This window comes from Pseudorhodobacter antarcticus (assembly GCF_900110135.1).
Lineage (GTDB): Bacteria > Pseudomonadota > Alphaproteobacteria > Rhodobacterales > Rhodobacteraceae > Pseudorhodobacter > Pseudorhodobacter antarcticus.
The window spans coordinates 25,786-52,417 of the sequence record NZ_FOCO01000007.1 but is presented as its reverse complement, the minus strand read 5'-3'; the positions used below and the strand labels follow the sequence as shown (position 1 = coordinate 52,417).

General features: G+C 59.2%; 20 protein-coding genes. 7 read left to right on the top strand and 13 right to left on the bottom strand.

What is annotated here, in order from left to right:
* The first annotated feature begins 64 nt into the window (after nucleotides 1-64).
* Both gatB and BMY36_RS05010 read left to right on the top strand, forming a co-directional pair.
* Entirely contained in the window at nucleotides 65-1,600 is a 1,536-nt protein-coding gene (gene gatB, locus BMY36_RS05015; RefSeq protein WP_050519049.1) for an Asp-tRNA(Asn)/Glu-tRNA(Gln) amidotransferase subunit GatB, read from the top strand.
* A 138-nt stretch (nucleotides 1,601-1,738) separates the two neighbouring features.
* Nucleotides 1,739-2,116, top strand: a complete 378-nt coding sequence (locus BMY36_RS05010; RefSeq protein ID WP_050519048.1) for a DUF4177 domain-containing protein — start codon at nucleotides 1,739-1,741, stop codon at nucleotides 2,114-2,116.
* Here the strand turns inward: BMY36_RS05010 and BMY36_RS05005 are convergent, their stop codons facing one another.
* From BMY36_RS05005 to BMY36_RS04995, 3 genes are all read right to left on the bottom strand, one after another.
* Entirely contained in the window at nucleotides 2,117-3,217 is a 1,101-nt protein-coding gene (locus tag BMY36_RS05005) for a pyridoxal phosphate-dependent aminotransferase (RefSeq protein ID WP_050519047.1), read from the bottom strand.
* Between the two features lie 100 nt (nucleotides 3,218-3,317).
* Nucleotides 3,318-6,356, bottom strand: coding sequence for a valine--tRNA ligase (locus tag BMY36_RS05000; protein ID WP_050519046.1), 3,039 nt, complete (start codon nucleotides 6,354-6,356; stop codon nucleotides 3,318-3,320).
* Between the two features lie 83 nt (nucleotides 6,357-6,439).
* On the bottom strand, nucleotides 6,440-6,871 hold the full coding sequence (locus BMY36_RS04995; protein WP_050519045.1) for an Lrp/AsnC family transcriptional regulator: 432 nt from the start codon (nucleotides 6,869-6,871) through the stop codon (nucleotides 6,440-6,442).
* A gap of 136 nt (nucleotides 6,872-7,007) precedes the next feature.
* On the opposite strand from BMY36_RS04995, the gene BMY36_RS04990 reads away from it, so the two are divergent.
* The 3 genes from BMY36_RS04990 to BMY36_RS04980 all read left to right on the top strand — a co-directional run bounded on the left by BMY36_RS04990 (nucleotide 7,008) and on the right by BMY36_RS04980 (nucleotide 11,628).
* Nucleotides 7,008-8,153, top strand: a complete 1,146-nt coding sequence (locus tag BMY36_RS04990; protein WP_050519044.1) for a type III PLP-dependent enzyme — start codon at nucleotides 7,008-7,010, stop codon at nucleotides 8,151-8,153.
* A 93-nt stretch (nucleotides 8,154-8,246) separates the two neighbouring features.
* Nucleotides 8,247-10,556 (top strand): xanthine dehydrogenase family protein molybdopterin-binding subunit, encoded by a 2,310-nt coding sequence (locus tag BMY36_RS04985; RefSeq protein WP_050519043.1) that lies wholly within the window; start codon nucleotides 8,247-8,249, stop codon nucleotides 10,554-10,556.
* Nucleotides 10,543-11,628, top strand: a complete 1,086-nt coding sequence (locus BMY36_RS04980) for a T6SS phospholipase effector Tle1-like catalytic domain-containing protein (RefSeq protein ID WP_050519042.1) — start codon at nucleotides 10,543-10,545, stop codon at nucleotides 11,626-11,628. Before BMY36_RS04985 ends, BMY36_RS04980 begins: the two co-directional genes overlap by 14 nt.
* A 51-nt stretch (nucleotides 11,629-11,679) precedes the next feature.
* Here the strand turns inward: BMY36_RS04980 and gltA are convergent, their stop codons facing one another.
* On the bottom strand, nucleotides 11,680-12,975 hold the full coding sequence (gene gltA, locus BMY36_RS04975) for a citrate synthase (protein ID WP_050519041.1): 1,296 nt from the start codon (nucleotides 12,973-12,975) through the stop codon (nucleotides 11,680-11,682).
* Nucleotides 12,976-13,079: 104 nt separating this feature from the next.
* Nucleotides 13,080-14,483 carry a glutamate--tRNA ligase gene (gene gltX / locus BMY36_RS04970; protein WP_050519040.1) on the bottom strand — a complete coding sequence of 468 codons (1,404 nt, stop codon included), beginning with the start codon at nucleotides 14,481-14,483 and terminating at the stop codon, nucleotides 13,080-13,082.
* 76 nt (nucleotides 14,484-14,559) lie between these two features.
* On the opposite strand from gltX, the gene BMY36_RS04965 reads away from it, so the two are divergent.
* Nucleotides 14,560-16,653 carry a ComEC/Rec2 family competence protein gene (locus tag BMY36_RS04965; RefSeq protein ID WP_231579679.1) on the top strand — a complete coding sequence of 698 codons (2,094 nt, stop codon included), beginning with the start codon at nucleotides 14,560-14,562 and terminating at the stop codon, nucleotides 16,651-16,653.
* On the opposite strand, the gene lexA is transcribed toward BMY36_RS04965, so the two are convergent.
* The 6 genes from lexA to BMY36_RS04935 form a co-directional block, all read right to left on the bottom strand.
* Nucleotides 16,650-17,351, bottom strand: coding sequence for a transcriptional repressor LexA (lexA, locus tag BMY36_RS04960; RefSeq protein WP_050519039.1), 702 nt, complete (start codon nucleotides 17,349-17,351; stop codon nucleotides 16,650-16,652). The genes BMY36_RS04965 and lexA overlap by 4 nt on opposite strands.
* A gap of 69 nt (nucleotides 17,352-17,420) precedes the next feature.
* On the bottom strand, nucleotides 17,421-18,599 hold the full coding sequence (locus BMY36_RS04955) for a molybdopterin molybdotransferase MoeA (protein ID WP_050519038.1): 1,179 nt from the start codon (nucleotides 18,597-18,599) through the stop codon (nucleotides 17,421-17,423).
* Entirely contained in the window at nucleotides 18,596-19,087 is a 492-nt protein-coding gene (gene moaC / locus BMY36_RS04950; protein WP_050519037.1) for a cyclic pyranopterin monophosphate synthase MoaC, read from the bottom strand. The genes BMY36_RS04955 and moaC overlap by 4 nt, the downstream gene beginning before the upstream one ends.
* Nucleotides 19,087-19,899, bottom strand: a complete 813-nt coding sequence (trpC, locus tag BMY36_RS04945) for an indole-3-glycerol phosphate synthase TrpC (RefSeq protein ID WP_050519036.1) — start codon at nucleotides 19,897-19,899, stop codon at nucleotides 19,087-19,089. Before trpC ends, moaC begins: the two co-directional genes overlap by 1 nt.
* On the bottom strand, nucleotides 19,896-20,930 hold the full coding sequence (gene trpD / locus BMY36_RS04940; protein WP_050519035.1) for an anthranilate phosphoribosyltransferase: 1,035 nt from the start codon (nucleotides 20,928-20,930) through the stop codon (nucleotides 19,896-19,898). The genes trpC and trpD overlap by 4 nt, the downstream gene beginning before the upstream one ends.
* Nucleotides 20,927-21,508: an anthranilate synthase component II gene (locus BMY36_RS04935; protein WP_050519034.1), complete on the bottom strand. Its 582-nt coding sequence runs from the start codon at nucleotides 21,506-21,508 to the stop codon at nucleotides 20,927-20,929. Before BMY36_RS04935 ends, trpD begins: the two co-directional genes overlap by 4 nt.
* A 145-nt stretch (nucleotides 21,509-21,653) precedes the next feature.
* Between BMY36_RS04935 and BMY36_RS04930 the strand changes: the two genes are divergently transcribed.
* Nucleotides 21,654-23,150 (top strand): polysaccharide deacteylase family 2 protein, encoded by a 1,497-nt coding sequence (locus BMY36_RS04930; protein WP_050519033.1) that lies wholly within the window; start codon nucleotides 21,654-21,656, stop codon nucleotides 23,148-23,150.
* Between the two features lie 24 nt (nucleotides 23,151-23,174).
* On the opposite strand, the gene trpE is transcribed toward BMY36_RS04930, so the two are convergent.
* Together trpE and BMY36_RS04920 are read right to left on the bottom strand one after the other, a co-directional pair.
* Nucleotides 23,175-24,683, bottom strand: a complete 1,509-nt coding sequence (gene trpE, locus BMY36_RS04925; RefSeq protein WP_074818456.1) for an anthranilate synthase component I — start codon at nucleotides 24,681-24,683, stop codon at nucleotides 23,175-23,177.
* A gap of 9 nt (nucleotides 24,684-24,692) precedes the next feature.
* Entirely contained in the window at nucleotides 24,693-26,555 is a 1,863-nt protein-coding gene (locus BMY36_RS04920) for a peptidylprolyl isomerase (protein WP_050519032.1), read from the bottom strand.
* Between the last annotated feature and the right edge of the window lie 77 nt (nucleotides 26,556-26,632).

The window sequence follows — 26,632 nt, the reverse complement described above, 5'->3', positions numbered from 1 at the left end:
AAACGCGCTTGAACCACCGCCGCCTCTGCATTAAACCAGCGTCAAGCCACCAAGGAACGCCAAAATGCTCGATCTGACCTATGAAAACCCCAAACCCAAAGTCATTTCGGGCGCAAAATACGATTGGGAATTGGTGATCGGCATGGAAATCCACGCCCAAGTCGCCTCCAACGCCAAACTGTTTTCGGGCGCCTCCACCCAAGTCGGCGCGGAACCCAATTCCAACGTCGCGTTCGTCGATGCCGCGATGCCGGGAATGTTGCCTGTTATCAATGACTTCTGCGTCGAACAGGCCGTGCGCTCCGGTCTGGGCCTAAAGGCGAAAATCAACCTTACCTCCGCGTTTGACCGCAAAAACTACTTCTACCCCGATCTGCCGCAGGGCTATCAAATCAGCCAACTCTACCACCCCATCGTGGGCGAAGGCGAAGTTTTGGTCGAACTCGCGCCCCAATCTGATGGAACCCGCATCGCGCGGCTCGTGCGCGTCGAACGCATCCATCTGGAACAGGACGCGGGCAAATCCATCCATGATATGGATCCCACAATGTCCTTTGTGGATTTCAACCGCACGGGTGTCGCCCTGATGGAAATCGTCAGCCGCCCCGATATTCGCAGCGCCGAAGAAGCCACGGCTTACGTCACCAAACTGCGCCAAATCCTGCGCTATTTGGGCACCTGTGATGGCAATATGCAAAACGGCAACTTGCGCGCCGATGTCAACGTCTCCGTCTGCCGCGCGGGCCAATACGAAAAATTCGCCGCCACGATGGACTTTTCCCACCTCGGCACCCGCTGCGAAATCAAAAACATGAACTCGCTGCGCTTCATGACCCAAGCCATTGATTATGAGGCGCGCCGCCAAATCGCGATTTTGGAGGATGGCGGCAGCGTGCATCAAGAAACCCGCCTCTATGACCCGGACAAGGGCGAAACTCGGTCGATGCGCAGCAAGGAAGAGGCGCATGATTACCGCTATTTCCCATGCCCCGACCTGCTGCCTTTGGAAATTGACCAAGCTTGGGTTGATGATATCGCAGCCACCATGCCCGAACTGCCCGACGCGAAAAAATCGCGCTTCATGGCCGATTTCGGCCTGACCGATTATGACGCGAATGTGCTGACCGCCGATCTCGACAGTGCCGCCTATTTTGAAACCGTGGCGCAGGGCCGCGATGGCAAAATCACCGCCAATTGGGTTATCAATGACCTCTTTGGTCGCCTGAACAAACAGGGCCTTACGTTTCATCAATCGCCTATGTCCCAAACCCAACTCGGCGGCATCATTGACCTGATCGGCTCTGGTGAAATCTCCGGCAAAATGGCCAAGGATTTGTTCGATCTGATCTGGACCAACGGTGGCGACCCGGCCACGGTTGCCGCTGAAAACGGTATGAAACAAGTCACCGATACGGGCGCAATTGAAGCGGCGGTGGATGAAATTATCGCCGCCAACCCCGATCAAGTCGAAAAGGCCCGCGCCAACCCAAAACTCGCTGGCTGGTTCGTCGGCCAAGCCATCAAGGCCACTGGCGGCAAGGCAGCGCCTGCGATGGTCCAAGCTTTGGTGGCGCAAAAACTGGGGCTGTGGCGTCTTTGAACCGCGCCACATCGCGCGGTTCAAAGGTAAATATTTGGTAAATTATTTTTGCGATTCTGTTGAAAATCAAGAACTTACTGTGCGCATCGCGCGCGATGCTTGGCGCGCATCGCACCAATTATCGCCTCAGGAGGGCCCATGCAGCGTTTCGAATATCAGGTCGTGCCCGCCCCCAAAAAGGGTGAAAAATCCAAAACAGCCAAAACCACCGCCGACCGTTTTGCCGTGGCCCTGACCAGCCTGATGAACAAAATGGGGGCAGACGGCTGGGAATATCAGCGCGCCGATACCCTACCCTGTGAGGAACGGGTCGGCTTCACTGGCTCCAAAACTGCCTTTCAAAACATGCTGATTTTTCGTCGTGAAATAAAGGCAGACACGGCCACCGCCCCACGCAGCACCCCCATTTTCGCCCCCATCCCGGCAGAGCTGTTCACTGACCCCGACCCCGTAGAAACCGAAGTGAAGGAAGATCTGCCCACCCGCGCCCAACTGCGCGCCAGCCGGGCCTATTGATCACTCCCGCGCGGCTTTCAACGCCTCCGGCAGTGCCGCCTCAAACGCGGCCAACGCCGCCGCATCGCCAAGGCTGACCCGGATACAGCGGTCCATCGGGGCCACGCCGGGCATGCGCACAAAAATCCCCCGCAGGCCCAATTCTTGCAAAACCCGCCGCGCAAACGCCCCATCCTGCCCGCAATTCAGACAGATAAAATTCGTGGCCGACGCCAAGGGCACCAGCCCATTTGCCCGCCCCACCGCGCCAAAACTGTCCCGCGCCGCAACCACCTGTGCCCGCACAAATGTCACCCAATCCTGATCGGCCAGCGCTGCCAGCGCACCCGCCTGCGCGATGCGGCCCACCCCAAAATGATTGCGAACCTTGTTGAACGCCTGCACCAATTCGGGCGCGCCAATCCCGTACCCAACCCGCAGCCCCGCCATGCCGTACCCTTTTGAAAAGGTCCGGAACCGGATGACGCGGGGATCATCATGCGCCACCTTCGGCGCGGTCCCTTGCGGTGCAAGGTCCGCATAGGCCTGATCCAAGATCAAAAGGCACCCATCCGGCAGGCCTTCAATCATCGCTTCAACGGTCGCGGCATCCAAATAACTGCCCATCGGATTGTCTGGGTTCGACAGATAGATCAGCTTGGCCCCAACAGCGTGCGCCCGGTCCAGCAGGGCTGTCGGATCCTCAAAATCGCCACGATAAGGGACCTTGTGCAGCACCCCGCCAAAGCCCGTGACGTGAAAGTTAAACGTCGGATACGCCCCATCAGAGGTGACCACCGCATCCCCGGGCCCAACAATCAACCGCACCAAATAGCCTAGCAGACCGTCAATCCCTTCGCCCACGACGATGTTTTCAAGGTCCGCACCGTGATGGGCGGCCAAAGCGGTGCGCAATTCAAACACCTCCGGGTCGCCATACATCCACACATCCTGCGCCCCCCTTGCCATCGCCGCGATGGCAAGGGGGGAGGGACCAAACATGCTTTCATTTGCCCCCAGCCGCGCGACAAAGCCTTTTCCCATCGTCCGTTCTTGGGTTTCAGGTCCCACAAAGGGAACGGTGGCAGGCAGGCTGGCGGCAAGCGGAGTATAGCGGATCATAATAGAGCCTTTTAAGTTGGCGGCGGCGGGGGGTATTCATACCCCCCCTTTGCCTGACGGCAAATTCCCCCCCGAAGGTATTTTTCCCAAGACGAAGGGGTCAAGACATCTCCGCCAATCGGGTCAAAGCGGCTTTAATTTTGGCGATTTCATCTTCGCCCAAGGCCAGCTTTTCGCGAGTTTCCGCGACCACTTCCGGTTTGGCGCTGCCCACGAATTTGGGGTTGTTCAACCGGCCGCGCAGCCCCCCCATATCCTTGTCCAGCTTTTCCAGCGCTTTGGTCAGGCGCGATTTTTCCTCTGCCACGTCGATCAAACCTTCTAGTGGAATTGCGAAGGTGGCGCCTTCGGTGGCGACGGTGATGGACCCTTTTGGCACCTCATTGGCCCCGGTGGCGGTTTCGATACGGGCGAGACGGAAGATCAGCGCCTCATTCGCAGCAAAGGCGGATTTTGCGGCATCATCCAGCCCCACACATAACAGATCGACCTTGAGGCCCGCGGGCACATGCATTTGCGCACGCGCCGACCGGATGCCGTCGATCAGCCCCGTGACCCAGTTCATTTCGCGCAGCGCGTCCGCGTCGATCAGCGCATCGCCATAGGTGGGCCAATCGGTATGGGCCAGCGATTTGGCGCGGGTGCCAGTGGTATTCCACAATTCTTCGGTGATGAAAGGCATAATGGGGTGCAACAGGATCATGCATTGATCCAGCACCCAAGCCATGGTTTTGCGGGTTTCATCGGCTTGGTCGCCGTCGAAAAGCGGTTTGGCGAATTCAACATACCAGTCGCAGACCTTGCCCCAGACAAAGGCATAAAGTGCGTTGGCGGCGTCGTTGAATTTGTACGCCTCCAACGCGGCGTCCACTTCGGCGCGGGTTTTGGCGGCCTCACTGATGATCCAGCGGTTGACGCGGGCGTCTGCGTGCGGGGCTTCGCTGGTCGCGTGGCCTTCCCAAACTCCGTTTATTTCGGCGAAACGGCAGGCGTTCCAAAGTTTGGTGGTGAAGTTGCGGTAGCCTTTGATGCGGTCCTCGGACAGTTTCAAAACACCGCCAAGAGAGGCCATTTGCGCCATGGTAAAGCGCAGCGCGTCTGCGCCGTATTCGTCGATAATCACCAGCGGGTCGATAACGTTCCCGCGGGTTTTCGACATCTTCTCGCCCTTCTCATCCCGCACCAGTTGGTGGAGGTAGACGGTGTCAAAAGGTTCTTTGCCCACCACGGCCAGTTGCATCATCATCATGCGGGCGACCCAGAAGAAGAGGATATCTTGGCCCGTGACGAGGACGTTGGTAGGGAAATATTTTTGCAGTTCCGGGGTGTTATTGGGCCATCCTAATGTGCCTATGGGCCAGAGGCCGGAGGAGAACCATGTGTCGAGGACGTCGGGGTCGCGGAAGATTGGGACGGCTTGGCTTGACGATGACATACGAAGTACGGATGGGATCAAACCACTTTCAACGGTTACGTCGGTGCCATAGTGGGCGCGTGCCATTTCAAGCGCAGCTGCTTCCGTCGGTGCGCAGAACACATCAAACTCATTTTCTTTTAAGCTCTTTGATTTATCGTAGACTATACCACCAGTCTTAACGACCCCATCTTTCCTAGTTTGGAGCTTTGGACCGTACCAAACTGGAATCTGATGACCCCACCAAAGCTGGCGGGAAATGCACCAAGGCTCGATATTTTCCAGCCAGTGGAAATACACTTTTTCGCCCGACTCCGGCATGATCTTGGTACGGCCTTCACGCACGGCATCTAGGGCAGGCTGCACAATTGCGGCGGTGTCGACGAACCACTGGTCAGTCAGCATGGGTTCAATCACCACGCCGGAACGGTCGCCGAAAGGCTGCATGATGGCTTTATCCTCCACATACGGCACAAGCTGTAGATGTTCGGAGTTGGTTTCAACGTCAATGGTTTTGACCAAGTTGGTGACGGCTAGCCCTTCGTGCGTGATGTCGGCCACGACCTTTTTGCGCGCCTCAAACCGGTCCAGTCCGCGATATTCGTCGGGAACGAGGTTCATGGTGGCGATTTTCGCCTCGTCAAAGCCTTCCACGCCCGCTGCAATGGCTTGGGCGGTGTCGGCTTCTTCGGCGTAGGGGCGACCGTCGGCGCGCATAGCACCTTTTGTGTCCATCAGGGAATACATCGGAATGTTGTTGCGCTTGGCTACTTGGTAGTCGTTGAAATCATGCGCGCCGGTGATTTTCACGGCACCTGAGCCGAAATTTTTATCAGGATATTCATCGGTGATGATGGGGATAAGGCGGCGCTGTGCCTTTGGGCCAACAGGAATTTCACATAGTTTTCCGAGGATTGGCGTGTAACGCTCATCTGATGGATGAACGGCCACGGCCCCATCGCCCAGCATGGTTTCGGGGCGGGTGGTGGCGATGGAGATGTAATCGCGCACTTCGCGCAGGGTTACATTGCCATCCTCATCGCGTTCGACATATTCATAAGTCTCGCCGCCAGCGAGGGGGTATTTGAAGTGCCACATATGGCCCGCCACTTCGATATTTTCGACCTCTAGATCCGAAATGGCGGTTTCAAAATGGGGGTCCCAGTTGACCAAACGCTTGCCACGGTAAATCTGGCCTTTGTTGTACATCTCCACAAAGACCTTGATCACGGCATCGTGGAACCCTCCTTTTTCCGTTTCTGGCGCATTAGGCGCGCCGGACATGGTAAACGCGTTGCGCGACCAATCGCAGGACGCGCCGAGCCGTTGCAATTGGTTGATGATGGTGCCGCCGGATTCCTCTTTCCATTCCCACACTTTTTCAAGGAAGGCGGGGCGGCCCATGTCGACGCGTTTGGGCAGGCCTGCGGCGGCCATTTGACGCTCCACCACCAGCTGCGTGGCGATGCCCGCGTGATCTTGGCCGGGCTGCCACAGGGTGTCATAGCCCTGCATGCGTTTCCAGCGGATCAAGATGTCTTGGATGGTGTTGTTGAACGCGTGGCCGACGTGCAGGGATCCCGTGACGTTTGGCGGCGGGATCATGATGCAAAACGTCTCATCTCGGCTGGCGTTTGCGCCGGCGCGAAAGGCGCCATCGGCCTCCCATTTGGCGGAAATGCGGGCCTCTGCCTCAGCAGCGTTGAAGGTTTTTTCCATCGGCATCTTTTGGCTTCCTTTTCGGCGTTTGCACGGGTTCTAACGCGGGCGCGCGGCAAGGGGAAGCGGGGTTCGCAGCCGTGGCCCCCTTAAACCGCGCGGTCGATTTTGGTGGAGAGGTGGATCAAGCTTTCGGAGGATCGCACGCCGGGCATGGCGCCGATTTGATCTAGAACCGCGTCTAGCGATTGGGTGGTGGCCGCGCTGATTTCCAGCAGCAAATCGAAGCGGCCGGAGGTAGTAAAAACACGCTCCACCTCGGGGATGGATTTTAGGCGGGTCAGGCAGGGCGCTTGGGCGCGGGTTTCAATCGACAAAAGGACCGAGGCACGCAGGCGGCCCATGCGGCCCGCCGTGCCCAGTTTTAAGGTATAGCCCGCGATGGTGCCGTTGGATTCAAGCCGTTCCAGCCTGGCTTGCAAGGTGGACCTTGCCACTTGCAGCCTGCGCGCCAGCGTGGCGATGGAAATGCGTGCATCTGCCCCCAACAGGGCAAGGATGTGTTTGTCGAGGTCATCCATCAGATATGCCTTGTTTTTTCGTCATTATAACCAAAGTTTCCTGCGGATATACCGAAATTTTCGGTGAAACTGTTATGCAGCGCCGCGACGATTGAAAGGCAGGCAAAAGGTCGCGCATGTTTGAAGGGAAACGGGGATGGAGATGTCGCAAAGCGTTTGGAACAATCCGGCGGCGTGTTTGTCGAGCGTTGACCCAGAGAACCCGATTTTGTTCTTTGCGCCAAAGGTGTTGCAGGCCACGGCACGCCGGTTCATCGACGGGTTTCCGGGCATGGTGACCTATGCGGTCAAGGCCAATCCGATGGATGCGGTGATCGAAAACCTGTCGGCGGCGGGGGTGTGTGGGTTTGATGTGGCATCCCCGGTTGAGATGCGGTTGATCAAAGCTTTGGTGCCGGGGGCAGTGCTGCATTACAACAACCCGGTGCGGTCGCTGGCCGAAATTGCGGTGGCGGTGTCATTGGGTGTCGCCTCATATTCGGTTGATTCCATGTCGGAATTGGCAAAATTGATCGCCGCAGTTCCGCCTGAAGGGGTTGAGATTGCGGTGCGGTTCAAACTGTCTGTGACCGGTGCAGCCTATGATTTTGGGGAAAAGTTTGGGGCTAATGCACAGGCGGCCGTCGTGTTGCTGCGGCACGTGGCCGATGCTGGGTTTATGCCGGCGCTGTCGTTTCATCCAGGTACGCAGTGCCATGCGGCGCAGGCCTGGGGCAGCTATATTCGCACGGCAGCACAGATTGCAGATGCGGCGGGTGTGGTGATTGTGCGCGTGAATGTGGGGGGCGGATTTCCAAGCCACCGCACGGTTGGGTCAGCCCCCGATCTGGCGATGATTTTTGCCACGATTGACCAAGTGGCGACCGAAGCTTTTGGCGATGCGCGCCCTGTTTTGGTGTGTGAACCGGGGCGGGGACTGTGTGCGGATGCGTTTTGCGTGGCCACGCGGGTGAAAGCGGTGCGTGACGGCGTGCATGTGTTTTTGAACGATGGGGTTTATGGCACCTTGACCGAAATGCCGCAAATTGGGGTGATTGACCGGGTGGAGGTGATTGCGGCCAGTGGATTGGTGCGCAAGGGTGCGCCGCTGCCGCGTGTTGTGTTTGGGCCGACCTGCGATTCGCTTGATCGTTTGCCCGGGCAAGTGATGCTGCCGGATGATCTGGCCGAGGGGGATTTTGTGATTTTCCACGGGATGGGCGCGTATTCGACCGTGACCAACACCCGGTTCAATGGCTTTGGCGCGTTGAGCGTTGAGACGGTTTTGCATTTGACCGCCTGAAGGTTCGCGCGTGATCGCAAAAACTTGGACCCTGTGACTGGACAAACCCGGTCGCGGGGTTAGTGTTTGGTGCAAAGGGTCACGGGGGAACTGATGCAGAAATTCGGAAAAGCGCAAGGTGTGGGCCGGCTGGAGGATGTGCGGTTTTTGACCGGTCAGGGGCGCTATGTCGATGATTTGGTGCCGCAAAAGGCGCTGCATGCAGTTTTCCTACGCTCGCCCGTGGCGCATGGGGTGGTGAAGGGCTTGGACGTGTCGGCGGCGCAGGCGGTGCCCGGTGTACGCTTGGTGGTGACGGCGGACAGCCTTTTGGCGGCGGGCGTGCAGATTGGCATGAAAGGGGCTGCGGTGTTGAACACGGACGGCACGCGCGGCACGATGCCTGTGCGGCCCGTGCTGGCGCAAGGGCATCTGCGTTTCGTTGGCGAAGCGGTGGCGATGGTGGTTGCGGACAGTTTGGCCGCGGCGCGGGATGGGGTTGAGGCGATTGCGCTGGATTACGACGACAGGCCTGTGAAGTTGGATTTGGCGCCGGGCGGTGCGGTGGTGCATGATGTGGCCCCGGACAACCGCGCCTATGATTGGGCGATGGGCGATGCGGCTGTGGTGGCGACAGCGATGGCGGGCGCTGTGCATCGCATTCGTCACAAGGTGGTCCACAACCGTGTGATTGTGAATGCGATGGAACCGCGCGCGGCGTTTGCCGAATGGGACACCGCAGATCACGGCGCGCGGCTGCATTTATGCGTGAACGGGCAGGGGGTTTGGACCCAAAAGGCCGAGTTGGCGCGGATGCTGGGGTTGGATTTGGGCGATGTGCGCGTGACCAACCCCGATGTTGGCGGCGGGTTTGGGATGAAGGCGATGACGTATCCAGAGTATGTGTGCATCGCGCAGGCGGCGCGCATGCTGGGGCTGCCCGTGCGATGGGCGTCGGAGCGGACGGAGGCGATGCTGTCGGACAATGGCGCGCGCGATTTGGTGGTGGAGACGGAGTTGGGATTTGATGCGGACCACCGTATCGTTGCGTACCGGGCGGATGTGCGGTCAAATTTGGGGGCGTATAATTCGCAGTTTGGCCAGCCGATTCAGTCGGAGCTGTTTTCCAAGGTGTTCACCGGGTGCTATGACATTCAGGCCGCATATTTGGGCGCGCGGGGGTTTTACACCCATACAACGCCGATGGATGCCTATCGCGGTGCGGGGCGGCCCGAGGCGATTATGACGCTGGAATGTGCGATGGACAACGCCAGTGCGGTGCTTGGAATTGACCCATTTACCTTGCGCGAGCGGAGTTTCGTGCGCGATTTCCCTTATAAGATGGTCAATGGATTGACGATTGATGTTGGCGATTTTAGGCGCGTTTTGAATATGTTGCAGGTCGAAGCTGATGTTGCAGGCTTTGCTCTGCGGGCGGCTGCGTCGGCGCAAAAAGGGCTGGTGCGAGGCATGGGGATTGCCACCTATATTGAAAGTATCTTGGGCAGCCTAGAGGAAACCGCGCGGGTTGAGTTTGATGCCGATGGCGGCGTGTCGATGTATGTGGGCACCCAATCGAACGGGCAAGGGCATGAGACGGTTTACACCGACATGCTGGCCGCACAAACTGGGATTGACGCGGGCTTAATCCGGATTGTGCAGGGCGACAGCGACCGAATTGCCAAGGGTGGTGGGACGGGTGGGTCACGGTCGGTCACGGTGCAAGGGACAGCGATCAAGGCGGTGGTGGGGGCGATGATCCCGGCCTTTGCGGCGTTTTTGGAAGCGGAGTTGGGGGAAGGTGTGGCCTTTGCCGACGGGCGTTTTGGCGCGCCGGGGTCGAATTTGCGGCTAACGATGGTGGAGGCGGCAGAGCGGGCGCGGGCGCAGGGGCGCGATAATGTGTTAACGCACAGCCAGACCATCACTTTGCCTGCGGGCAGTTTTCCCAATGGTGCGCATTTGGCAGAGGTGGAGGTGGACGTGGAAACGGGCCACATCCGGTTGGACCGTTACAGCGTGGTGGATGATTTCGGGGTTATGATCAACCCGGCGATGGTCGAGGGGCAGGTGCATGGCGGCATTGCCCAAGGGTTTGGCCAAGCGGTTCTGGAACATGCGCGGTTTGACGACCACGGGCAGTTGTTAAGCGCGAGTTTCATGGACTATGCGATGCCGCGTGCCAGTGACCTGCCGATGATACAATTTGCGACGGAACCTGTGCCGTCGGTCACCAACCCTTTGGGGATGAAAGGCTGCGGCGAGGCGGGGACGGTGGGGTCACTGGGGGCGGTGTCCAATGCGGTGCGCCACGCCCTGTCCCAGCGTGGTGTGACGCAGATTGAAATGCCGTTTACGCCCGCGCGGGTATGGTCATGGTTAAGGGACGCTGACGTGGAACAGGCGCGCGCTGCTGGTGTTTGAGCGCCTAAAGTCTTGGTTTCGCAAACCCGCGCCGAGTGTCGCACATTGTGGTGCTACGGGAAGCGCTGTGCGCGGCATGGTCGATCACATCATCATTTTGGATGGCACTTTGTCATCGCTGAAACCGGGGTATGAAACAAACGCGGGGCTGGTTTTCAAGCTGCTGGCGGAAATCGGGCCGCATGCGGAGCGGCGCCTGTATTATGAACCCGGCGTGCAATGGGTCGATTGGGGGCAAATTGCAGATGTGGCGCAAGGACGGGGGATAAACCCGCAAATACAGCGGGCGTATGGATTTTTGGCCAGCCATTACGAACTTGGCGACCGGATTTTCCTGTTGGGGTATTCGCGCGGGGCCTATGCGGTGCGGTCGCTGGCGGGCGCGATTGACCAAGTGGGGTTGCTGCGGCGCGAACATGCGACCGAACGCAATGTCCAAGCGGCGTATCGCCATTATCAACTGGATCCGGGTAGCCACGGGGCAAGGGCGTTTGCGCAAGCGTTTTGCCATGATGTGGTGCCGATTGAGATGGTCGGCGTGTGGGATACGGTGAAAGCATTGGGGATACGATTGCCGTTCTTGTGGATGATGACAGAGCATGAACATGCTTTCCACAACCACGCGCTGGGTCATTCGATCAAGCATGGGTTCCATGCGCTGGCCTTGCATGAAACGCGCGTGGTGTTTGACCCGGTGTTGTGGACTTGTCCCCCAAACTGGGCGGGCAACATCGAACAGGTTTGGTTTCGCGGGGCGCATGCCGATATTGGCGGACAAATTGGTGGGTTTCAGGCGGCGCGCCCGTTGGCAAACATCCCTTTGGTTTGGATGTTGGAGCGGGCGGAGGCGTGCGGCGTAACCTTGCCAAGCGGATGGAAAGACCGCATTCCTTGCGATGCCGCGGCCCCGATGGTGGGGACGTGGCGCGGTTTTGGCGCTGTGTTTTTGTTGCGCAAACGTCGGCAAGTTGGGCGGGATGCGACCGAACAGATCCACCCCTCGGCGCTGCTGCGCAGATCACGTTTTGGATGGGAGCCGAAAATAGTGCCGGGGCATTTGCGCCAGCCTTAGGGGGGAGATTGTTTTGAAAAACGGCGGCCTTTGGGGGCCGCCGTTTTGGGATTAACGATTTGCGACGGGAACGTAGTCGCGGTGTGCTTTGCCAATATACAACTGGCGGGGGCGACCGATTTTCTGGGTCGGGTCCGCAATCATTTCGCGCCACTGCGAAATCCAGCCCACGGTGCGCGACAGTGCGAAAATGGGCGTAAACATAGATGTCGGAAAGCCCATCGCATCAAGGATAATGCCCGAATAAAAATCGACGTTCGGATAGAGTTTTTTGGAGATGAAATAATCATCCTCTAGCGCGATCCGTTCCAATTCTTTGGCCACTTGCAAAGTGGGGTTGTTGTGGATGCCCATCAGCTCCAACACCTCATCCGCGGATTCCTTCATCACCGTCGCGCGGGGATCGAAGTTTTTATAGACGCGGTGGCCAAAGCCCATCAGGCGGAACGGATCATCCTTGTCCTTGGCGCGGGCAATATATTCTGGAATCCGGTCTACGGTACCAATTTCGCGCAGCATTTCAAGACAAGCTTGGTTTGCGCCGCCATGTGCCGGACCCCACAGGCACGCAATGCCCGCTGCAATACACGCAAACGGGTTGGCGCCAGACGAGCCCGCCAAACGCACGGTGCTGGTCGAGGCGTTTTGTTCATGATCGGCGTGCAGCATCATGATCCGGTCCATCGCTTTGGACAAGATAGGGTTTACGACATAATCCTCGGCAGGGACAGCAAAGCACATGTGCAGGAAGTTGCCAGCGTAGTTCAGCGAATTCTTTGGATAAACAAAGGGTTGGCCGACCGAGTATTTATAGGCCATCGCCGCAATGGTGGGCAATTTGGCGATCATGCGAATGGCGGCCACTTCGCGCTGCCACGGGTCGTTGATGTCCAAGCTGTCATGATAAAACGCCGACATCGCGCCCACAACGCCGACCATTGTGGCCATTGGGTGGCTGTCGCGGCGGAACCCACGGAAAAAATTATGCATTTGTTCATGCACCATCGTGTGATTGGTCACGCGGTGTTCAAAATCCACCATTTCTGCCTTGGTGGGCAGTTCGCCGAACAAGAGCAGATAGCACGCTTCAAGGAAATGCGATTTCGCGGCCAATTGTTCGATCGGATAGCCACGATACAGCAATTCGCCCTTGTCGCCGTCGATATAGGTGATCGCGCTTTCGCACGCGGCGGTGGAAGTGAAGCCGGGATCATAGGTGAACACATCCGCTTGCGCGTAAAGTTTTCCAATATCAACAACATCCGGCCCGAGGGTGGGCGAATAGATGGGGAGATCAAAGGTTTTTTCACCAATTGTAAGCTGCGCCGTTCCCGTTGTTTTAGCCATCTATCGTCCCTCATCTACGGTTTGGGTCGCACGCGGTGCGCCGACCTTTTGCATCAAGCCCCGTCACAAGGGGCGCATATCCAGATCCGAACAACGCGCAGGTATTAGGTGGCGGCATCATTCAATCGGGCAATCGTCTCATCTTTGCCCAAGACCAGCATCATGTCGTAAACACTGGGCGTCGCGGTGCGGCCAGCAAGTGCGGCACGCAAGGGGCCAGCCAATTTGCCAAAACCGATGCCATGGGCGGCGGCAGCATCGGTCAAAAAAGGCTCCAACGTTTCTTTGGTCCATGTACCAGTTTGCAACTGCGGCGTCAATGTTTTCAGTATACTACGGGATACCGGGTCGAGCGTTTTGGCGGCGGCATCATCGGGGATAACGGGGCGTGCGTTCAGCGAAAATTCTGCCTTTTCAATAAGATCAGGGAATGTCTTTGCGCGATCTTTCAGGCAATACAGCGCGCGCGACAGGGTGTCACGTTGAACATCGTTTAAGGGTGGTGCGTCGGTAACCGCCAAATATGCCTCTAATTCATGCAGCAGTGCAGCATCGTCGCTGGCGGCGATATGCTGACCACATAGATTTTCCAGTTTTTTGAAATCAAGCCGCGCGGGGGCGCGACCGATTCCCTCCAAGTTGAACCACTCTTTTGCCTGATCAGTGGTAAAGAATTCGTCATCACCATGCGACCAGCCCAGCCGTGTCAAATAATTGCGCATGCCCGCCGCAGGGTAGCCCATGGCCTGATATTCCTCTACGCCCGTGGCGCCGTGGCGTTTGGACAGTTTTTTGCCATCGGGGCCAAAGATCAAAGGGATATGCGCCCAAACCGGGATGTCCCAGCCCATCGCATCATAAACCATTGTTTGGCGCGCGGCGTTTTGCAGATGGTCGTCGCCCCGGATCACATGGGTCACACCCATGTCGTGATCATCGACCACCACAGCCAGCATATAGGTTGGCGTGCCGTCTGACCGCAGCACAATCATATCATCCAGCAGGTCGTTGCGGAATGTCACGCGGCCTTGCACGGCGTCATCAATCACCGTGTCGCCAGTTTGTGGCGCTTTCATGCGGATCACATAGCGCGCATCGGGGTGAGTGGCGGGGGCGGCATCGCGCCACGGGCTGCGGTAAAGGGTGGACCGTTTTTCGGCTGTGGCCGCTTCGCGAAACACCTCAATCTCGTCTTGGCTGGCGAAACATTTATAGGCGGCGCCGCGCGCCAGCATTTCATGCGCAACTGCCGCGTGGCGGTCTTTTTGGTCAAATTGGCTAACCGCCTCGCCATCCCAATCAAGGCCAAGCCATGTCATGCCGCGCAAAATAGCCGCAGTCGCCTGAGAGGTGGAGCGTTCGCGGTCCGTATCTTCAATCCGTAGCAAAAATGTGCCGCCGTGGTGGCGCGCAAACAGCCAGTTAAAGAGCGCGGTGCGCGCCGTGCCAATGTGCATATAGCCCGTGGGCGAGGGGGCAATACGGGTGACAACGGGGCGATGAGACATGCGAAATTAACCTTTCAGAAACCATAAGGGAGGTAGGCTGGCCCCGTGTTTAGGCAATCATAGGAGTAAGGACAAGGTGGACAGGCTGCGCGGTCTGGTCTTGATGCCGTTTGCAGCCCTTGCGGGCGCGCGGGGGTATTTGTTTGTCTGGGTGCCTGTGATGATGGGGATTGGCATCGGGGTTTGGTTTGGTTTGCCGCAGGAACCGGGGCTGATTTCATATGGCGTTGCGGTTGGTTTGATTGCTGTGGGATGGGGGGTGCATCGCTGGGGGCCGGACGCGACGCAACCGATTGTTGTGGCGATGATTTGTGTGATCTCGGGCGGGATTGTCGCAGGTGTGCGGGCGCATTTGGTGGACGCGCCGGTGCTTGGCTTTCGGTATTACGGCGCTGTGGAGGGGCGGGTGGTGTTGATCGACCGCTCGCAATCTGACCATATTCGTTTGACCTTGGACCAAGTTGTGTTGGAACGGACATCGCCGCGCCGCACGCCGTTGCGGGCGCGGATTTCCTTGCACGGCGCGCAAGAGTTTTTGGCGTTGGAACCGGGGCAAACCATCATCGCAACGGCCCATTTGTCCGGCCCCGATGGCCCGGTGGAGCCGGGGGCGTTTGATTTTCGCCGTATGGCGTTTTTTGACCAATTGGGGGCGGTTGGGTATACGCGCGTGCCTGTCTTGCTGCTGGCCCCCCCTGCGCCGGGGGCGCAATGGATTAACCGCGTACGCGCGCAGTTGCGCACAGGGGTGGAGCGTGCGGTGCTAGGCGATCCGGGGGCGTTTGCTGCGGCCTTGGTGACGGGGGACCGCGCGGGCATAAGCCGGGCTGCGCAAGACGATTTGCGCGGGGCCAACCTGTCGCATTTGCTGGCAATTTCGGGGCTGCATATGGCGTTGCTGACGGGCTTTGTCTTTGCCACGCTGCGCTATGGTTTGGCTTTGGTGCCGCCTTTGGCGTTGCGGGTGTCGTCGAAAAAGGTGGCGGCGGGCGTGGCCTTGGTGGCAGGGGCGATTTATTTGGCGCTGTCGGGGGGAAATGTGGCGACAGAGCGCGCCTTTGTGATGGTCGCTGTGATGCTGGGCGCGGTGCTGTTTGACAGGCGGGCGCTGTCGATGCGGTCGGTGGCGTTGGCGGCCTGCGTTTTACTGACTTTGCAGCCCGAAACCTTGATGGAGCCGGGGTTTCAGATGTCGTTTGCGGCGACTGTTGCGTTGATCGCGGGCTATGCCGCGATGCGTGATCGGGGAACGCTGGCGCGCGGTAAGGTGCCATTTTGGTTGATGCCTTTAGTGACGGTCGTGTTCACGTCTTTGCTGGCCGGGTTGGCGACGGCACCGATTGCGGCGGCCCATTTCAACCGTGTTGCGGGGTATGGATTGGTGGCAAATGTGCTGGCGGTGCCTGTGATGGGGTTTGCGGTGATGCCCGCAGCGGTATTGGCGGGGGTGTTGGCACCCTTTGGGCTGGAAGGGCCTGCGCTGTTGGTGATGGGCAAAGGAACGGCGTGGATTTTGGCAGTGGCGCAGATGGTTGCGGGTTGGGATGGGGCGGTTCGGGCGGTGCCGACGCCATCAGGGGTGGTTCTTCCTGTGATGGTTTTGGGCGCGCTTTGGGTGGTTTTATGGCGCGGGCCTGCCCGGTTTGCGGGTATGGTGCCGATGATCGTGGCCTTTGGATTGTGGGGGCAAGTGACTCGCCCCCCTTTGTTGATCAGCGCGGATGGCGCATTGATTGGCCTTGCGGGGCCAGAAGGGCGCGTTTTGTCCACCCCAAAGGGGGCGGGGTTCACCGCACGACAATGGTTGGAAAATGACGGGGAAATGGGCGATCAAGAAGGGGCTGCAGCGCGTGCAGGGTTTAGGGGCGATGCCAAGATGCGCCAGTTTGATTTTGGCGGTTGGCGCATGGTGCAGATCAAAGGCAAAGCTGCCGATGGGTTGGTTTCTGAGGCCTGCAAATCGGCTGATTTGGTTATATCCGCCGTGCGTATTACAGACAACAGGCCCACGGGTTGTCAGCTATTTGATACCTCAAAGCTCCGCGAAACGGGCACGCTGGCGCTTTGGCCGCAACCGGATGGCAGTTTGCGTGTAGAACCCACCAAAGTACAAAACAGATTATGGACCAGAACTGCCCGCGCTGCCCAGTTCACGTTAACCTTGCCTTAATAGCTGCGGATCAACCCAACCAATCGGCCTTGCACCTTTACTTGGTGATCTGGCAAAACGCGAGTTTCATAGGCGGGGTTTGCCGCCTCCAGCGCGATCATGTTGCCACGACGGCGAAAGCGTTTCAGCGTCGCCTCAGCATCCTCGACCAAGGCGACGACGATATCGCCATTTTCGGCAGTGGTCTGTTCACGAATGACCACGATATCCCCATCGTTGATCCCGGCATCGATCATCGAATCGCCTTTCACCTCCAGCGCGTAGTGCTGGCCTTTGCCCGACAGCATTGAACCGGGCACCGCAACGTGATGCGAGATTTCTTGAATAGCTTCAATCGGGACGCCGGCCGCGATACGACCCATCACAGGCAATTCGACCGCGTGAACGGTTTCGATTTGCAAGGCTGCGCGGGGTTGTTTTGGTCGGTCCCCTTCAATCACTTGGGGGGTGAACCCTTTAGTCGTGAAACCAGGGCGTTCCATCGCTTCAGGCAGTTTTACGATTTCAATCGCGCGGGCGCGGTGGGCGAGGCGGCGGATAAAGCCACGCTCCTCCAGCGCTGTGATCAAACGGTGGATGCCAGATTTGGATTTCAAATCCAGCGCCTCTTTCATTTCATCGAATGATGGTGGAACACCGTCAGTGTCCATCCGTATACGAATGAAATCCAGCAGTTCCAACTGTTTGCGCGTCAGCATTGGCGATCCCTTCCCGAGAGGTTGCCGTGCTGTTCTGCCCTTGTTCTTGCTTTGTGTCAAGTGGTTTGCTTAGATCGGCAGATAACCCACCAGATCGCCTGTGTTGCGGGGCGGATCATCGACGGGGCGCACCAACAAGGCATTGGCATCAGCCAGCACGGTCAGCAATGCAGAATCTTGGCGGTCAAACCCTGTGATCAGCGGGCCGTCCGTGCCCTGTTTCACCTGCGCGCGCATATAATGGGCGCGAGGGCCATTGGCGGGCAAGGGGGCGGTCAGTCGGGCGGGTTGCAAAACTGGTGCAGGCGTGGGATCGCCCAGCATCGCGCGGATCATCGGTAACATGAAGATATGGCCGCAAACGATTGAAGAAACTGGATTTCCCGGTAATCCCAACATTGCAGTGCCATTAATTTTCCCTGCCATTAAAGGTTTGCCGGGGCGCATCGCGATTTTGTAGAACGCGCGGTCCATCCCCAGATCAGCCGCGACTTTTCCAACCATATCATGGTCGCCGACGGATGCACCGCCAATGGTCACGATCAAATCGGCCCCTGCGGCGAGGTCGAACACGGCGCGTAGGCTGGCCTCATCATCGCGGGCGATGGGCAGCAGGCGCGCGATTGCCCCTGCATTTTTGGCCAAGGCTTGCAGGGCAAAGCTGTTGGAGGCAATGATTTGGTCGTCGCGCGGCACCTCGCCGGGCATCACCAATTCGTCACCGGTGGCAATGATCGCGACGATGGGGCGGCGGGTGACGGAGACGTTTGCCACGTTCATCGACGCCAAAAGCGCAAGATCAGCGGGGCGCAGTAAGCGGGCGGACAGGGTATCGCCCGCTTTGAAATCTTGGCCTTTGGGACGGATATGGGGGCCGCCGCTGAACGCATCGGTGAGGGTGATCTGATCGCCGCTGCGGGTCACGTCCTCTTGGATCACCACGCGGTCGGCACCGGGGGGAACGGGCGCGCCGGTGAAAATGCGCAAGGCTTGGCCGGGGTGCAACGTGCCGTGCCAAGCGTGGCCTGCGGCAGCTTCGCCCACCACCACAAACTGCGCGCCGGGATGGGCGGGACCAACTGTGGCGTAACCGTCCATCGCCGCGACGGCAAAGGGCGGCTGGTCGCGTGCCGCGGTGGCGGGGTGTGGCATGAAGCGGTTTGCGGCGCGGGCCAAAGGCAGGATTTCGGTGCCAAGCGGGCGCACGAGGGCCAAAGCCAGTGCAAGCGCCGCGTCGACCGATATCATGGCGCGGCCTCATACCGGCCGGATTTGCCGCCCTCTTTCAAAATCAGCTTGATAGCGGTGATTTCCATCGCCTTATCAACCGCTTTGACCATGTCATAGATGGCGAGGGCGGCGATGGATACGGCGGTTAGCGCCTCCATCTCTACCCCGGTTTGGCCGCCGGTTTTGACGGTCGCCTCAATCACGATGCCCGGCAAGGTGGGGTCCGGGGTTAGGTCAATCGCGACTTTGGTCAGCGGCAGGGGGTGGCACAGCGGGATTAGGGCGGCGGTCTGTTTTGCCCCCATGATGCCAGCAAGGCGCGCTACGCCCAGCACATCGCCCTTGGCCGCCGCACCGCTGGTGATCATTGCCAAGGTGGTGGCGGACATTTTCACAGTGCCCCGCGCCACGGCCACGCGGGCGGTAACCGCTTTGCCGGATACATCGACCATATGGGCGTTTCCGGCCCTGTCAAAATGGCTAAGGCCGGGTGTTGTGCCTGCCATCACACGCCCCGCTGTGCAGTGTTGGGTTGGGCCAGCAGCGCGCGGGTCGCAGCCTCCACATCATCTTGGCGCATCAGGCTTTCGCCAATCAAGAAACAGCGCGCGCCAAAGCGGGCGACATCGGCCAGATCGGCGGGGGTGAACAGGCCGGATTCAGAGATAATCAGGCGATCTTCGGGCACGCGGCGCGCAAGGTCGCGGGTGGTTTGCAGGTCCAATTCGAAACTGTGCAAATTGCGGTTGTTGATGCCCATCAGGGGCGATTTTAGCAATGCAGCGCGCTCCAATTCGGCGGCGTCATGCACTTCGATCAGCACATCCATTCCAAGGCTGAAGGCGGCATCTTCCAGCTCTGCCGCTTGGGCATCGGACACGCTGGCCATGATGATCAGGATGCAATCGGCGGACAGCGCGCGCGCCTCGACCACTTGATAGGGGTCGTACATGAAATCTTTGCGCAGGCAGGGCAGGTCGGTTGCGTCATGCGCGGCGGTGAGAAACGCATCCGCCCCTTGGAACGAAGGTGTATCGGTCAACACCGAAAGGCAAGTGGCCCCGCCGCGCTCATAAGCGCTGGCAAGGGCTGCGGGATCAAAGTCCGCGCGGATCAAACCTTTGGAGGGGCTCGCTTTTTTGATCTCTGCGATCAGGCCATATCCGGTGCTGGCGGCGGAGCTGAGGGCCTGTGCAAAGCCGCGCGGGGCGGGGGCGGCATCGGCCAGCGCTTGGACATCTGCAAGGGGTGTGGCGGCTTTGCGGGCTGCCACCTCCTCCAGCTTGTAGGCTTTGATACGGTCTAGGATGGTGGTCATGTTTTGGGTCCTTGTGGGGCGGCGGTGGTGATGCGGGCAAGGGCATCAAGCCGCGCGCGGGCGGCCCCGCTGTCAATACTGGTGCGGGCCATATCGACCCCGGTTTTCAAAATGTCCACGCGGCCTGCCACAAGCAATGCGGCGGCAGAGTTAAGGAGGACGGCGTCGCGGTACGCATTTTTGGCACCATCAAGCAGGGCCCGAAAGGCGATGGCGTTGTCAGCGGGGCTGCCGCCCATAATCGCCTCAAACGGATGCACGGGCAGGCCCGCATCCTCGGGGTGGACGATGAATTCGGTTATGGTTCCATCCTTGAGGGCGGCCACCTGCGACGGCGCTGCGATTGACAGCTCATCCGTGCCATCGCCGCCATGCACCAGCCACGCGGCGGTGGAGCCGAGCGCGCGCAGTACCTCGGCCATAGGGCGGATCAGGGCGGCATCATAAGCGCCTGTCAGTTGCAGTTTTACGCCCGCCGGGTTGGTTAAGGGGCCAAGAATGTTGAACAATGTGCGCGTGCCCAGTTCAAGCCGCACCGGGGCCACATGGCGGGTGGCGGGGTGGTGCATGGGGGCCATCATGAAGCCGATGCCAGCATCCGCAAGGCAGGTTTCCACCACCGCAGGGGGCACCATCACATTGACGCCCATTTCGGTTAGCGCATCTGCCGCACCGGATTTCGACGACAGGTTGCGGTTGCCATGTTTGGCCACGACCACGCCTGCGCCCGCCACGACAAAGGCCGTGGCGGTGGAGATGTTCAGCGTGCCTTTGCCATCGCCGCCGGTGCCGACAATATCCATCGCCCCTTGCGGCGCGCGCACCGGGTTGCATTTGGCGCGCATCACGCTGGCAGCGGCGGCGATTTCATCGACCGTTTCGCCGCGCGTGCGCAGGGCCATCAACAAACCGCCCATTTGCGCAGGCGTTGCGTCACCCTCAAACAGGGCGGTAAAGGCCACTTCCGCCTCTGCCCGCGTTAGGGGGCGGTTTGCTGCGGCGTGGATAAGGGGTTTGAGGCGGTCGCTCATGCGGTTTCCTTTGCGCGGGTCAGGAAATTGCGCAGCATTTGGTGACCATGTTCAGAGCGGATGCTTTCGGGGTGAAACTGTACGCCCTCAATGGGCAGGGTTTTGTGGCGCAGGCCCATGATGGTGCCATCCTCTAGCCATGCGGTGATTTCCAAACAATCGGGCAGGGTGGCGCGGTCCACGACCAAGGAGTGATAGCGGGTAGCAAGGAACGGCGACGGCAGATCGCGGAAAACGCCAGCGCCGTTGTGATGCATCGCGCCCATTTTGCCGTGAACGATTTCGTGGCAGCGCACGACTTGGCCGCCGAACGCCTCACCAATCGTTTGATGCCCAAGGCAAACGCCCAACAGGGGGATGCCCGTATCGGCGGCAGCAAGCGTGAGGGGCAAACAAATACCCGCTTGGGCAGGCGCGCGAGGGCCGGGTGACAGTACGATCATTTGAGGATTCAACGCCAATGCTGCCTGCACATCCAGCGCATCGTTGCGCACAACGCGGACATCCGCGCCCAATTCACCTAAATAATGCACCAAATTATAGGTGAAGCTGTCATAATTGTCGATCAATAGCAGCATTTTGCTTGGCCCGTCACTGTGATGTCTGTTTGGGGGTGAACCCACTTGCGTGTCGCGCTATACATGGGCCGAGCGGTGCGTGGGCGTCAAGGGAAACCCTCCCTTTTTGCAGCGGACCGCGACAAGACAAGCAGGAGGGTTGCGGGTGAGCCGTGGGTTTTTGGTAGGGGCAGGTTGGGGCACCGCTGCGGCGGCAGTTGGCCTTGTGGTAGCGTCACAAGTCGCGGATTTGCCGCTGTCCGGTGCGGGTGGGCCGCACGTTGCAGTTGAGGTTGCGCAGCCGCCCGTGGGCGCAGCGCAGATGCAGGTTGCAGATGAGAAAGCAGTGGACGCGGCACCAAACGCGCCTGATGCGGCCGTGCCTGCGATGTCTTTGCAAGGGGCCGCCGAAGCCGTGCCTGATGTTGGCGCACCAACTGGGGGCGACGCCGCCCCAGTGGTCGCATTGCCCCCCATTGAAATGCCGCCCGTTGCAGGCAGTGACAGGGCCGCAACACCAGAAACTGCCCGTGATGCAGTGCCCGATATTGTGAGCGAGACGCAAACAGCCATGCTCGCCCCGACATCCGTGGGTGCTGCGGCAACTGTGCCCGTTGCACCCGCCACACAAGCAACTGCGCCAAACCTTGCCGCACCCGCCCAAAGCCTGCCCGAAACTCCGGTTGCCGAAAGCGCCCCATCCGCAGACATGGTGCCAAGGAATGAGCCTGCGTTTGCGCCCACAGTTGACCCTGCGCCAGTGGCTGTTGCGCCCGAAACTGCGCCCGAATCTGCTCTCGAATTTGCGCCAGAACCCGAACCAATGCCTGAGGTGGCTGTGGTTGACGCCGCACGCCCCGCGCCGGGTTTTGCTGGCAAGGTGGAAGGCGTCAAAACTGGGCGCTTGCCCTCTATTGGTGCAGCCCCGGACCAAGTTGCGGATGAACCTGCGGAGGCGGCCACGGTTGTTTTGGTAGATGATCCGTCGTTGCCCGCGATCGAACGTTTTGCGGCAGGGTTTCAAAACCCCGACAACAAACCGCTGTTTGCCATTTTGCTGCAAGATACGGGCGGCCCAGACATTGACCGCGAGGCGCTGGCAAAACTTGATTTTCCCGTATCTTTCGTGATTGATCCCACGTTGCCAGATGCGGCAACCGCAGCGCAGATTTACCGCGCGGGCGGCAAAGAAGTTTTGATGTTGGCCACGGGCTTGCCCGTTGGGGCCACCGCGTCTGATCTGTCGGTCAGCATGGGGGTGACCAGTGCCGTGTTGCCCGAAGCGGTTGGTGTGGTTGATTTGGAAACGGGTGGATTTCAAGGCAATCGCAGCCTTGCCACCCAAGTTCTGGCGCTGATTGAGGATGAGGGGCGCGGCGTTGTGTCATGGGACAAAGGCCTGAATGCGGCGGCCCAAGTGGCGCAGCGCGAAGGGGTCCGTCATGCCGTGATCTTTCGCAGTCTGGACAGTGAGGGAGAGGCGAGCCCGCTGATCCGCCGCTATTTGGACCGCGCGGCTTTTAAGGCAGCGCAGGACGGGCGCGTTGTAGTGGCTGGCAAAACCCGGCCCGAAACGGTGGCGGCCTTGCTGGAATGGGCGCTGGAAGGGCGGGCGGCAACCGTGGCGCTGGCCCCATCAACGGCCGTGATGATTACACAGTAAAAAGGGCCGATGGGCCCTTTTTACCTAACGGTTGCCACTAGAAAATAGCCCAGCATCCTCCGCCGCTTTGCGTAGGGCGTTGGATTTATTCACCGTTTCTTCATATTCCGACTGCGGGTCGCTGTCATAGACCACGCCACCGCCTGCTTGGATATAAAGCTGTTCGTCTTTCAGCACCGCAGTGCGCAGCGCAATGCAAAAATCCATTTCGCCATTTGCCGCGAAATAGCCAACACCGCCGCCGTAAACGCCGCGCTTTTCAGGTTCCAATTCGTCGATAATTTCCATGGCGCGGACCTTTGGCGCGCCCGACACTGTGCCTGCGGGCAGGCCCGCAAGCAGCGCTGAAAGCGCATCTTCACCATCTGCGATCTGGCCCACTACGTTGGACACGATGTGCATGACGTGGCTGTAGCGTTCAATTATAAATTCTTCGGTCGGGCGCACTGTGCCGATTTTGGCGACCCGGCCCACGTCGTTGCGACCAAGATCCAGCAGCATCAAGTGTTCGGCCAATTCTTTTTGGTCTGAAATCAGGTCCAACTCATTCGCGCGGTCCTCCTCAGGGGTGGCGCCGCGTTTGCGGGTGCCTGCGATCGGGCGCACAGTCACCTCGCCATCGCGCAAGCGCACCAGGATTTCTGGGCTGGCACCGATGACTTGAAAGCCACCAAAGTTGAAAAAGAACATGAAGGGTGATGGATTGGTGCGGCGCAAACTGCGGTACAGCGCGAAAGGGGGCGCCTCAAACCGTTGCGTCCAGCGTTGCGAGGGCACAACTTGAAAGATATCGCCCGCGCGGATGTAATCCTTGGCCTTTTCCACGGCTTGCAAATACGCGGCGTGGGTGAAGTTGGAAACAGCCGCGCCCACGGGGGCGGCTTGGCCAAAGTCGCGTTCAGCGCGGGGGGCGCGGTCAAGGTCGCGCAGCGCGTCCATCACGCGTTCCGCCGCTTGGGCATATGCCGCGCGGGCCGAGATGCCGGGGGTAGCCCATGCGGGGGCGACGACCGTCACCTCACCTTTGACGCCATCAAGGACCGCCACGACCGAAGGGCGCATCAGCACGGCATCGGGCAGGCCCAAAGGGTCGGGGTTCACGTTGGGCAAATGTTCAATCAACCGGATCATGTCATAGCCAAGATAGCCAAACAGCCCCGCCGCGATAGCAGGCAAGCCCTGGGGCATGTCAATCGCGCTTGCAGCAATCAGGGCGCGCAGACTGTCGAGCGGGGCGGTGGGATCTGGCGTGAAGGCTAAGGGATCAAAGCGGGCCTCGCGGTTGATATCCACTTTCGTGCCCCGGCAGCGCCAGATCAGATCGGGTTTCAGGCCCACCACCGAATAGCGACCGCGGATTTCACCGCCTGTCACGGATTCCAGCATGAAAGTATCGCCGCGCGCCTCCCCCAATTTCAGCATCAAGGACACGGGCGTGTCCAGATCGGCGGGGATGCGGGCAAACACCACTTGGCTGCGGCCACTGGCCCAACCCTGTTCAAACGTGGCGAAATCGGGGGTGAGCTGTGCCATTTCGCCCCCTTACGGAAACTGCGCGTGAACAGAGTTAATTGCAGCATTGTCCAGCGTTATGCCTGCGGCACTGGTCAGCGCGTTGGTATAAAGCGCAAAGGCATCTTGGGCCAAGGCCTGTTCGGCCTGCGCGGCAATCGCCGCTTTCAGCGCCTCGGCGTCGGGGCCATCGGTGGCACCGGGGGTGACGGTATCAAGCTGCATCACGGCGACAAATGTGCCTTCCTCCAACACGCGAATTTGTCCCGCGTCCATTTCAAACACCGTTTGCAGCAAAGATGCGGGCGTGTCCGCAATTGTGCTGGAACGTGTGATGTCTGTCAGGATTTCGGTGATACCAAACGCCCCAAGCGCCGCCCCGCCTTCGATTTGTGATTTGATAGTTGTTGCCAAGTCCGACAGCGATTTGGTCACGGCTTGCGCGGTCCAACTGTCGGTGACGGCTGTGCGCGCATCGGCGAATGGAACAGGGGTCGGGGGGATGATTGCGTCCAAACGCAGTGCGAAAATGCCGCCATCATCCAACTGAATAATGGCTGGGAAATCACCATCAACGGCATCTGCTGCGGCTTGGCGGAAAGCGGGATAGGCGGCCATCGCCTCACTTGATGTGGCGGTGAAATCAATTTGACCAAGGGTCATATCGGTTTCATTTGCCAGATCCTCTAGCGTGGCGCCACTGGCCAAACGATCGTCGAACCCTTCGACCATATCATCAATCGCGCGGCGGGCAGAATCAGCGGCGAGTTCGGCGGCCAAATCATCGCGCGCCTCGTCTAGCGTGGTGTTTTGCGCGGCCAAAATACCGTTCATGCGAAACAGGGCCGGGCCAAGATCACTGTCAAAGGGGCCGACCACGCCGGGTTCGGTCAAGGCGAAAATGGCGGGGCCAGCGGTGCCCAATTCTTCGGCAGATTTGTCACCAAGGTCGATATCGGACAGGGCCACGCCACGTTGCTCCACTAGGGATTCGAACGTGGTGCCCGCGTCAAACGCTGTTTTGGCCGCAGTGGCCGCATCCAATGTCGGGAACACAAGGCGTTCGACAAGGCGGCGTTCGGGCTGCACAAATTCTGCAATGCGGTCTTGGTACAGTTTTGCCAACAAGGTTTCATCAATCGGCATGTTGGCTGCGATATTTTCGGGCAAAAGGGCGGCATAGGTGATGCGGCGCGCCTCGGATGCTGTGAATTCAGCTATATTTGCGTCGTAATGCGCTGTCAGTTCGGCATCGGTCGGTGCGGCAGGCGGAGCTGCGACATCAGCCGCGGTCAAGCGCAAAAGCGACAGACTGCGCCGTTCGGAGACGTAGGCGTAAAGCGTGTCTGTGACCACCGCAGGTGCAGCAAAGCCGCCTGCAACGGCGCCTTGCAACAAGGCGCGGGCCAGATCGGCGCGCATTTTGCTTTCATACTCTGCCTCGCTTAACCGATTGTTTTGCAAGGTCAGGCGATAGGTTTCGCGGTTAAACTGGCCCGATGCATCCTGAAATGCGCTGGAATTTGTGATTTCATTCACAATGCGCCCATCGCCTGCAGACAGCCCGATCCTGTCAGCTTCATTATCGAGCGCTGCGGTGTTGACCAATTGTTGGCGTACTTGTTGATCAATCCCAAAGGTTTGCGCCTGTTGCAGCGTCAATTGAGCGCCAAATTGCTGGGACAACGCGCGCATTTCGGTTTGCAAAGCGCGTTGATAATCGTTGATCGTGATTTCACGATCGCCGACCTTGCCGATGGCACCAAGGCCGCCGCCGAAGTTGGTGATCCCAAAGCCACCAAGCCCAAGGACAAGCATGCCCATCAGCACCCACACCACGATGCTGGTGCCTTTGCCTTTTTTGCGGCGGGTGTCGTCGGTCGGGTTTGCCATGGTTCTGCCTTTGGGAAACGGGTTTTGGACTGTTTAGGGGGTTAGGTTGGTGGGGGCAAGGGTGTGGGATGTTCGGA

Bases quoted from the DNA above. Each gene is read 5' to 3' on its own strand.
- gatB (WP_050519049.1), top strand. From the start codon at position 65: ATGCTCGATCTGACCTATGAAAACCCCAAACCCAAAGTCATTTCGGGC.
- BMY36_RS05010 (WP_050519048.1), top strand. From the start codon at position 1,739: ATGCAGCGTTTCGAATATCAGGTCGTGCCCGCCCCCAAAAAGGGTGAA.
- BMY36_RS05005 (WP_050519047.1), bottom strand. From the start codon at position 3,217: ATGATCCGCTATACTCCGCTTGCCGCCAGCCTGCCTGCCACCGTTCCC.
- BMY36_RS05000 (WP_050519046.1), bottom strand. From the start codon at position 6,356: ATGCCGATGGAAAAAACCTTCAACGCTGCTGAGGCAGAGGCCCGCATT.
- BMY36_RS04995 (WP_050519045.1), bottom strand. From the start codon at position 6,871: ATGGATGACCTCGACAAACACATCCTTGCCCTGTTGGGGGCAGATGCA.
- BMY36_RS04990 (WP_050519044.1), top strand. From the start codon at position 7,008: ATGGAGATGTCGCAAAGCGTTTGGAACAATCCGGCGGCGTGTTTGTCG.
- BMY36_RS04985 (WP_050519043.1), top strand. From the start codon at position 8,247: ATGCAGAAATTCGGAAAAGCGCAAGGTGTGGGCCGGCTGGAGGATGTG.
- gltA (WP_050519041.1), bottom strand. From the start codon at position 12,975: ATGGCTAAAACAACGGGAACGGCGCAGCTTACAATTGGTGAAAAAACC.
- gltX (WP_050519040.1), bottom strand. From the start codon at position 14,483: ATGTCTCATCGCCCCGTTGTCACCCGTATTGCCCCCTCGCCCACGGGC.
- lexA (WP_050519039.1), bottom strand. From the start codon at position 17,351: ATGCTGACGCGCAAACAGTTGGAACTGCTGGATTTCATTCGTATACGG.
- BMY36_RS04955 (WP_050519038.1), bottom strand. From the start codon at position 18,599: ATGATATCGGTCGACGCGGCGCTTGCACTGGCTTTGGCCCTCGTGCGC.
- moaC (WP_050519037.1), bottom strand. From the start codon at position 19,087: ATGGCAGGCACAACACCCGGCCTTAGCCATTTTGACAGGGCCGGAAAC.
- trpC (WP_050519036.1), bottom strand. From the start codon at position 19,899: ATGACCACCATCCTAGACCGTATCAAAGCCTACAAGCTGGAGGAGGTG.
- trpD (WP_050519035.1), bottom strand. From the start codon at position 20,930: ATGAGCGACCGCCTCAAACCCCTTATCCACGCCGCAGCAAACCGCCCC.
- BMY36_RS04935 (WP_050519034.1), bottom strand. From the start codon at position 21,508: ATGCTGCTATTGATCGACAATTATGACAGCTTCACCTATAATTTGGTG.
- trpE (WP_074818456.1), bottom strand. From the start codon at position 24,683: ATGGCACAGCTCACCCCCGATTTCGCCACGTTTGAACAGGGTTGGGCC.
- BMY36_RS04920 (WP_050519032.1), bottom strand. From the start codon at position 26,555: ATGGCAAACCCGACCGACGACACCCGCCGCAAAAAAGGCAAAGGCACC.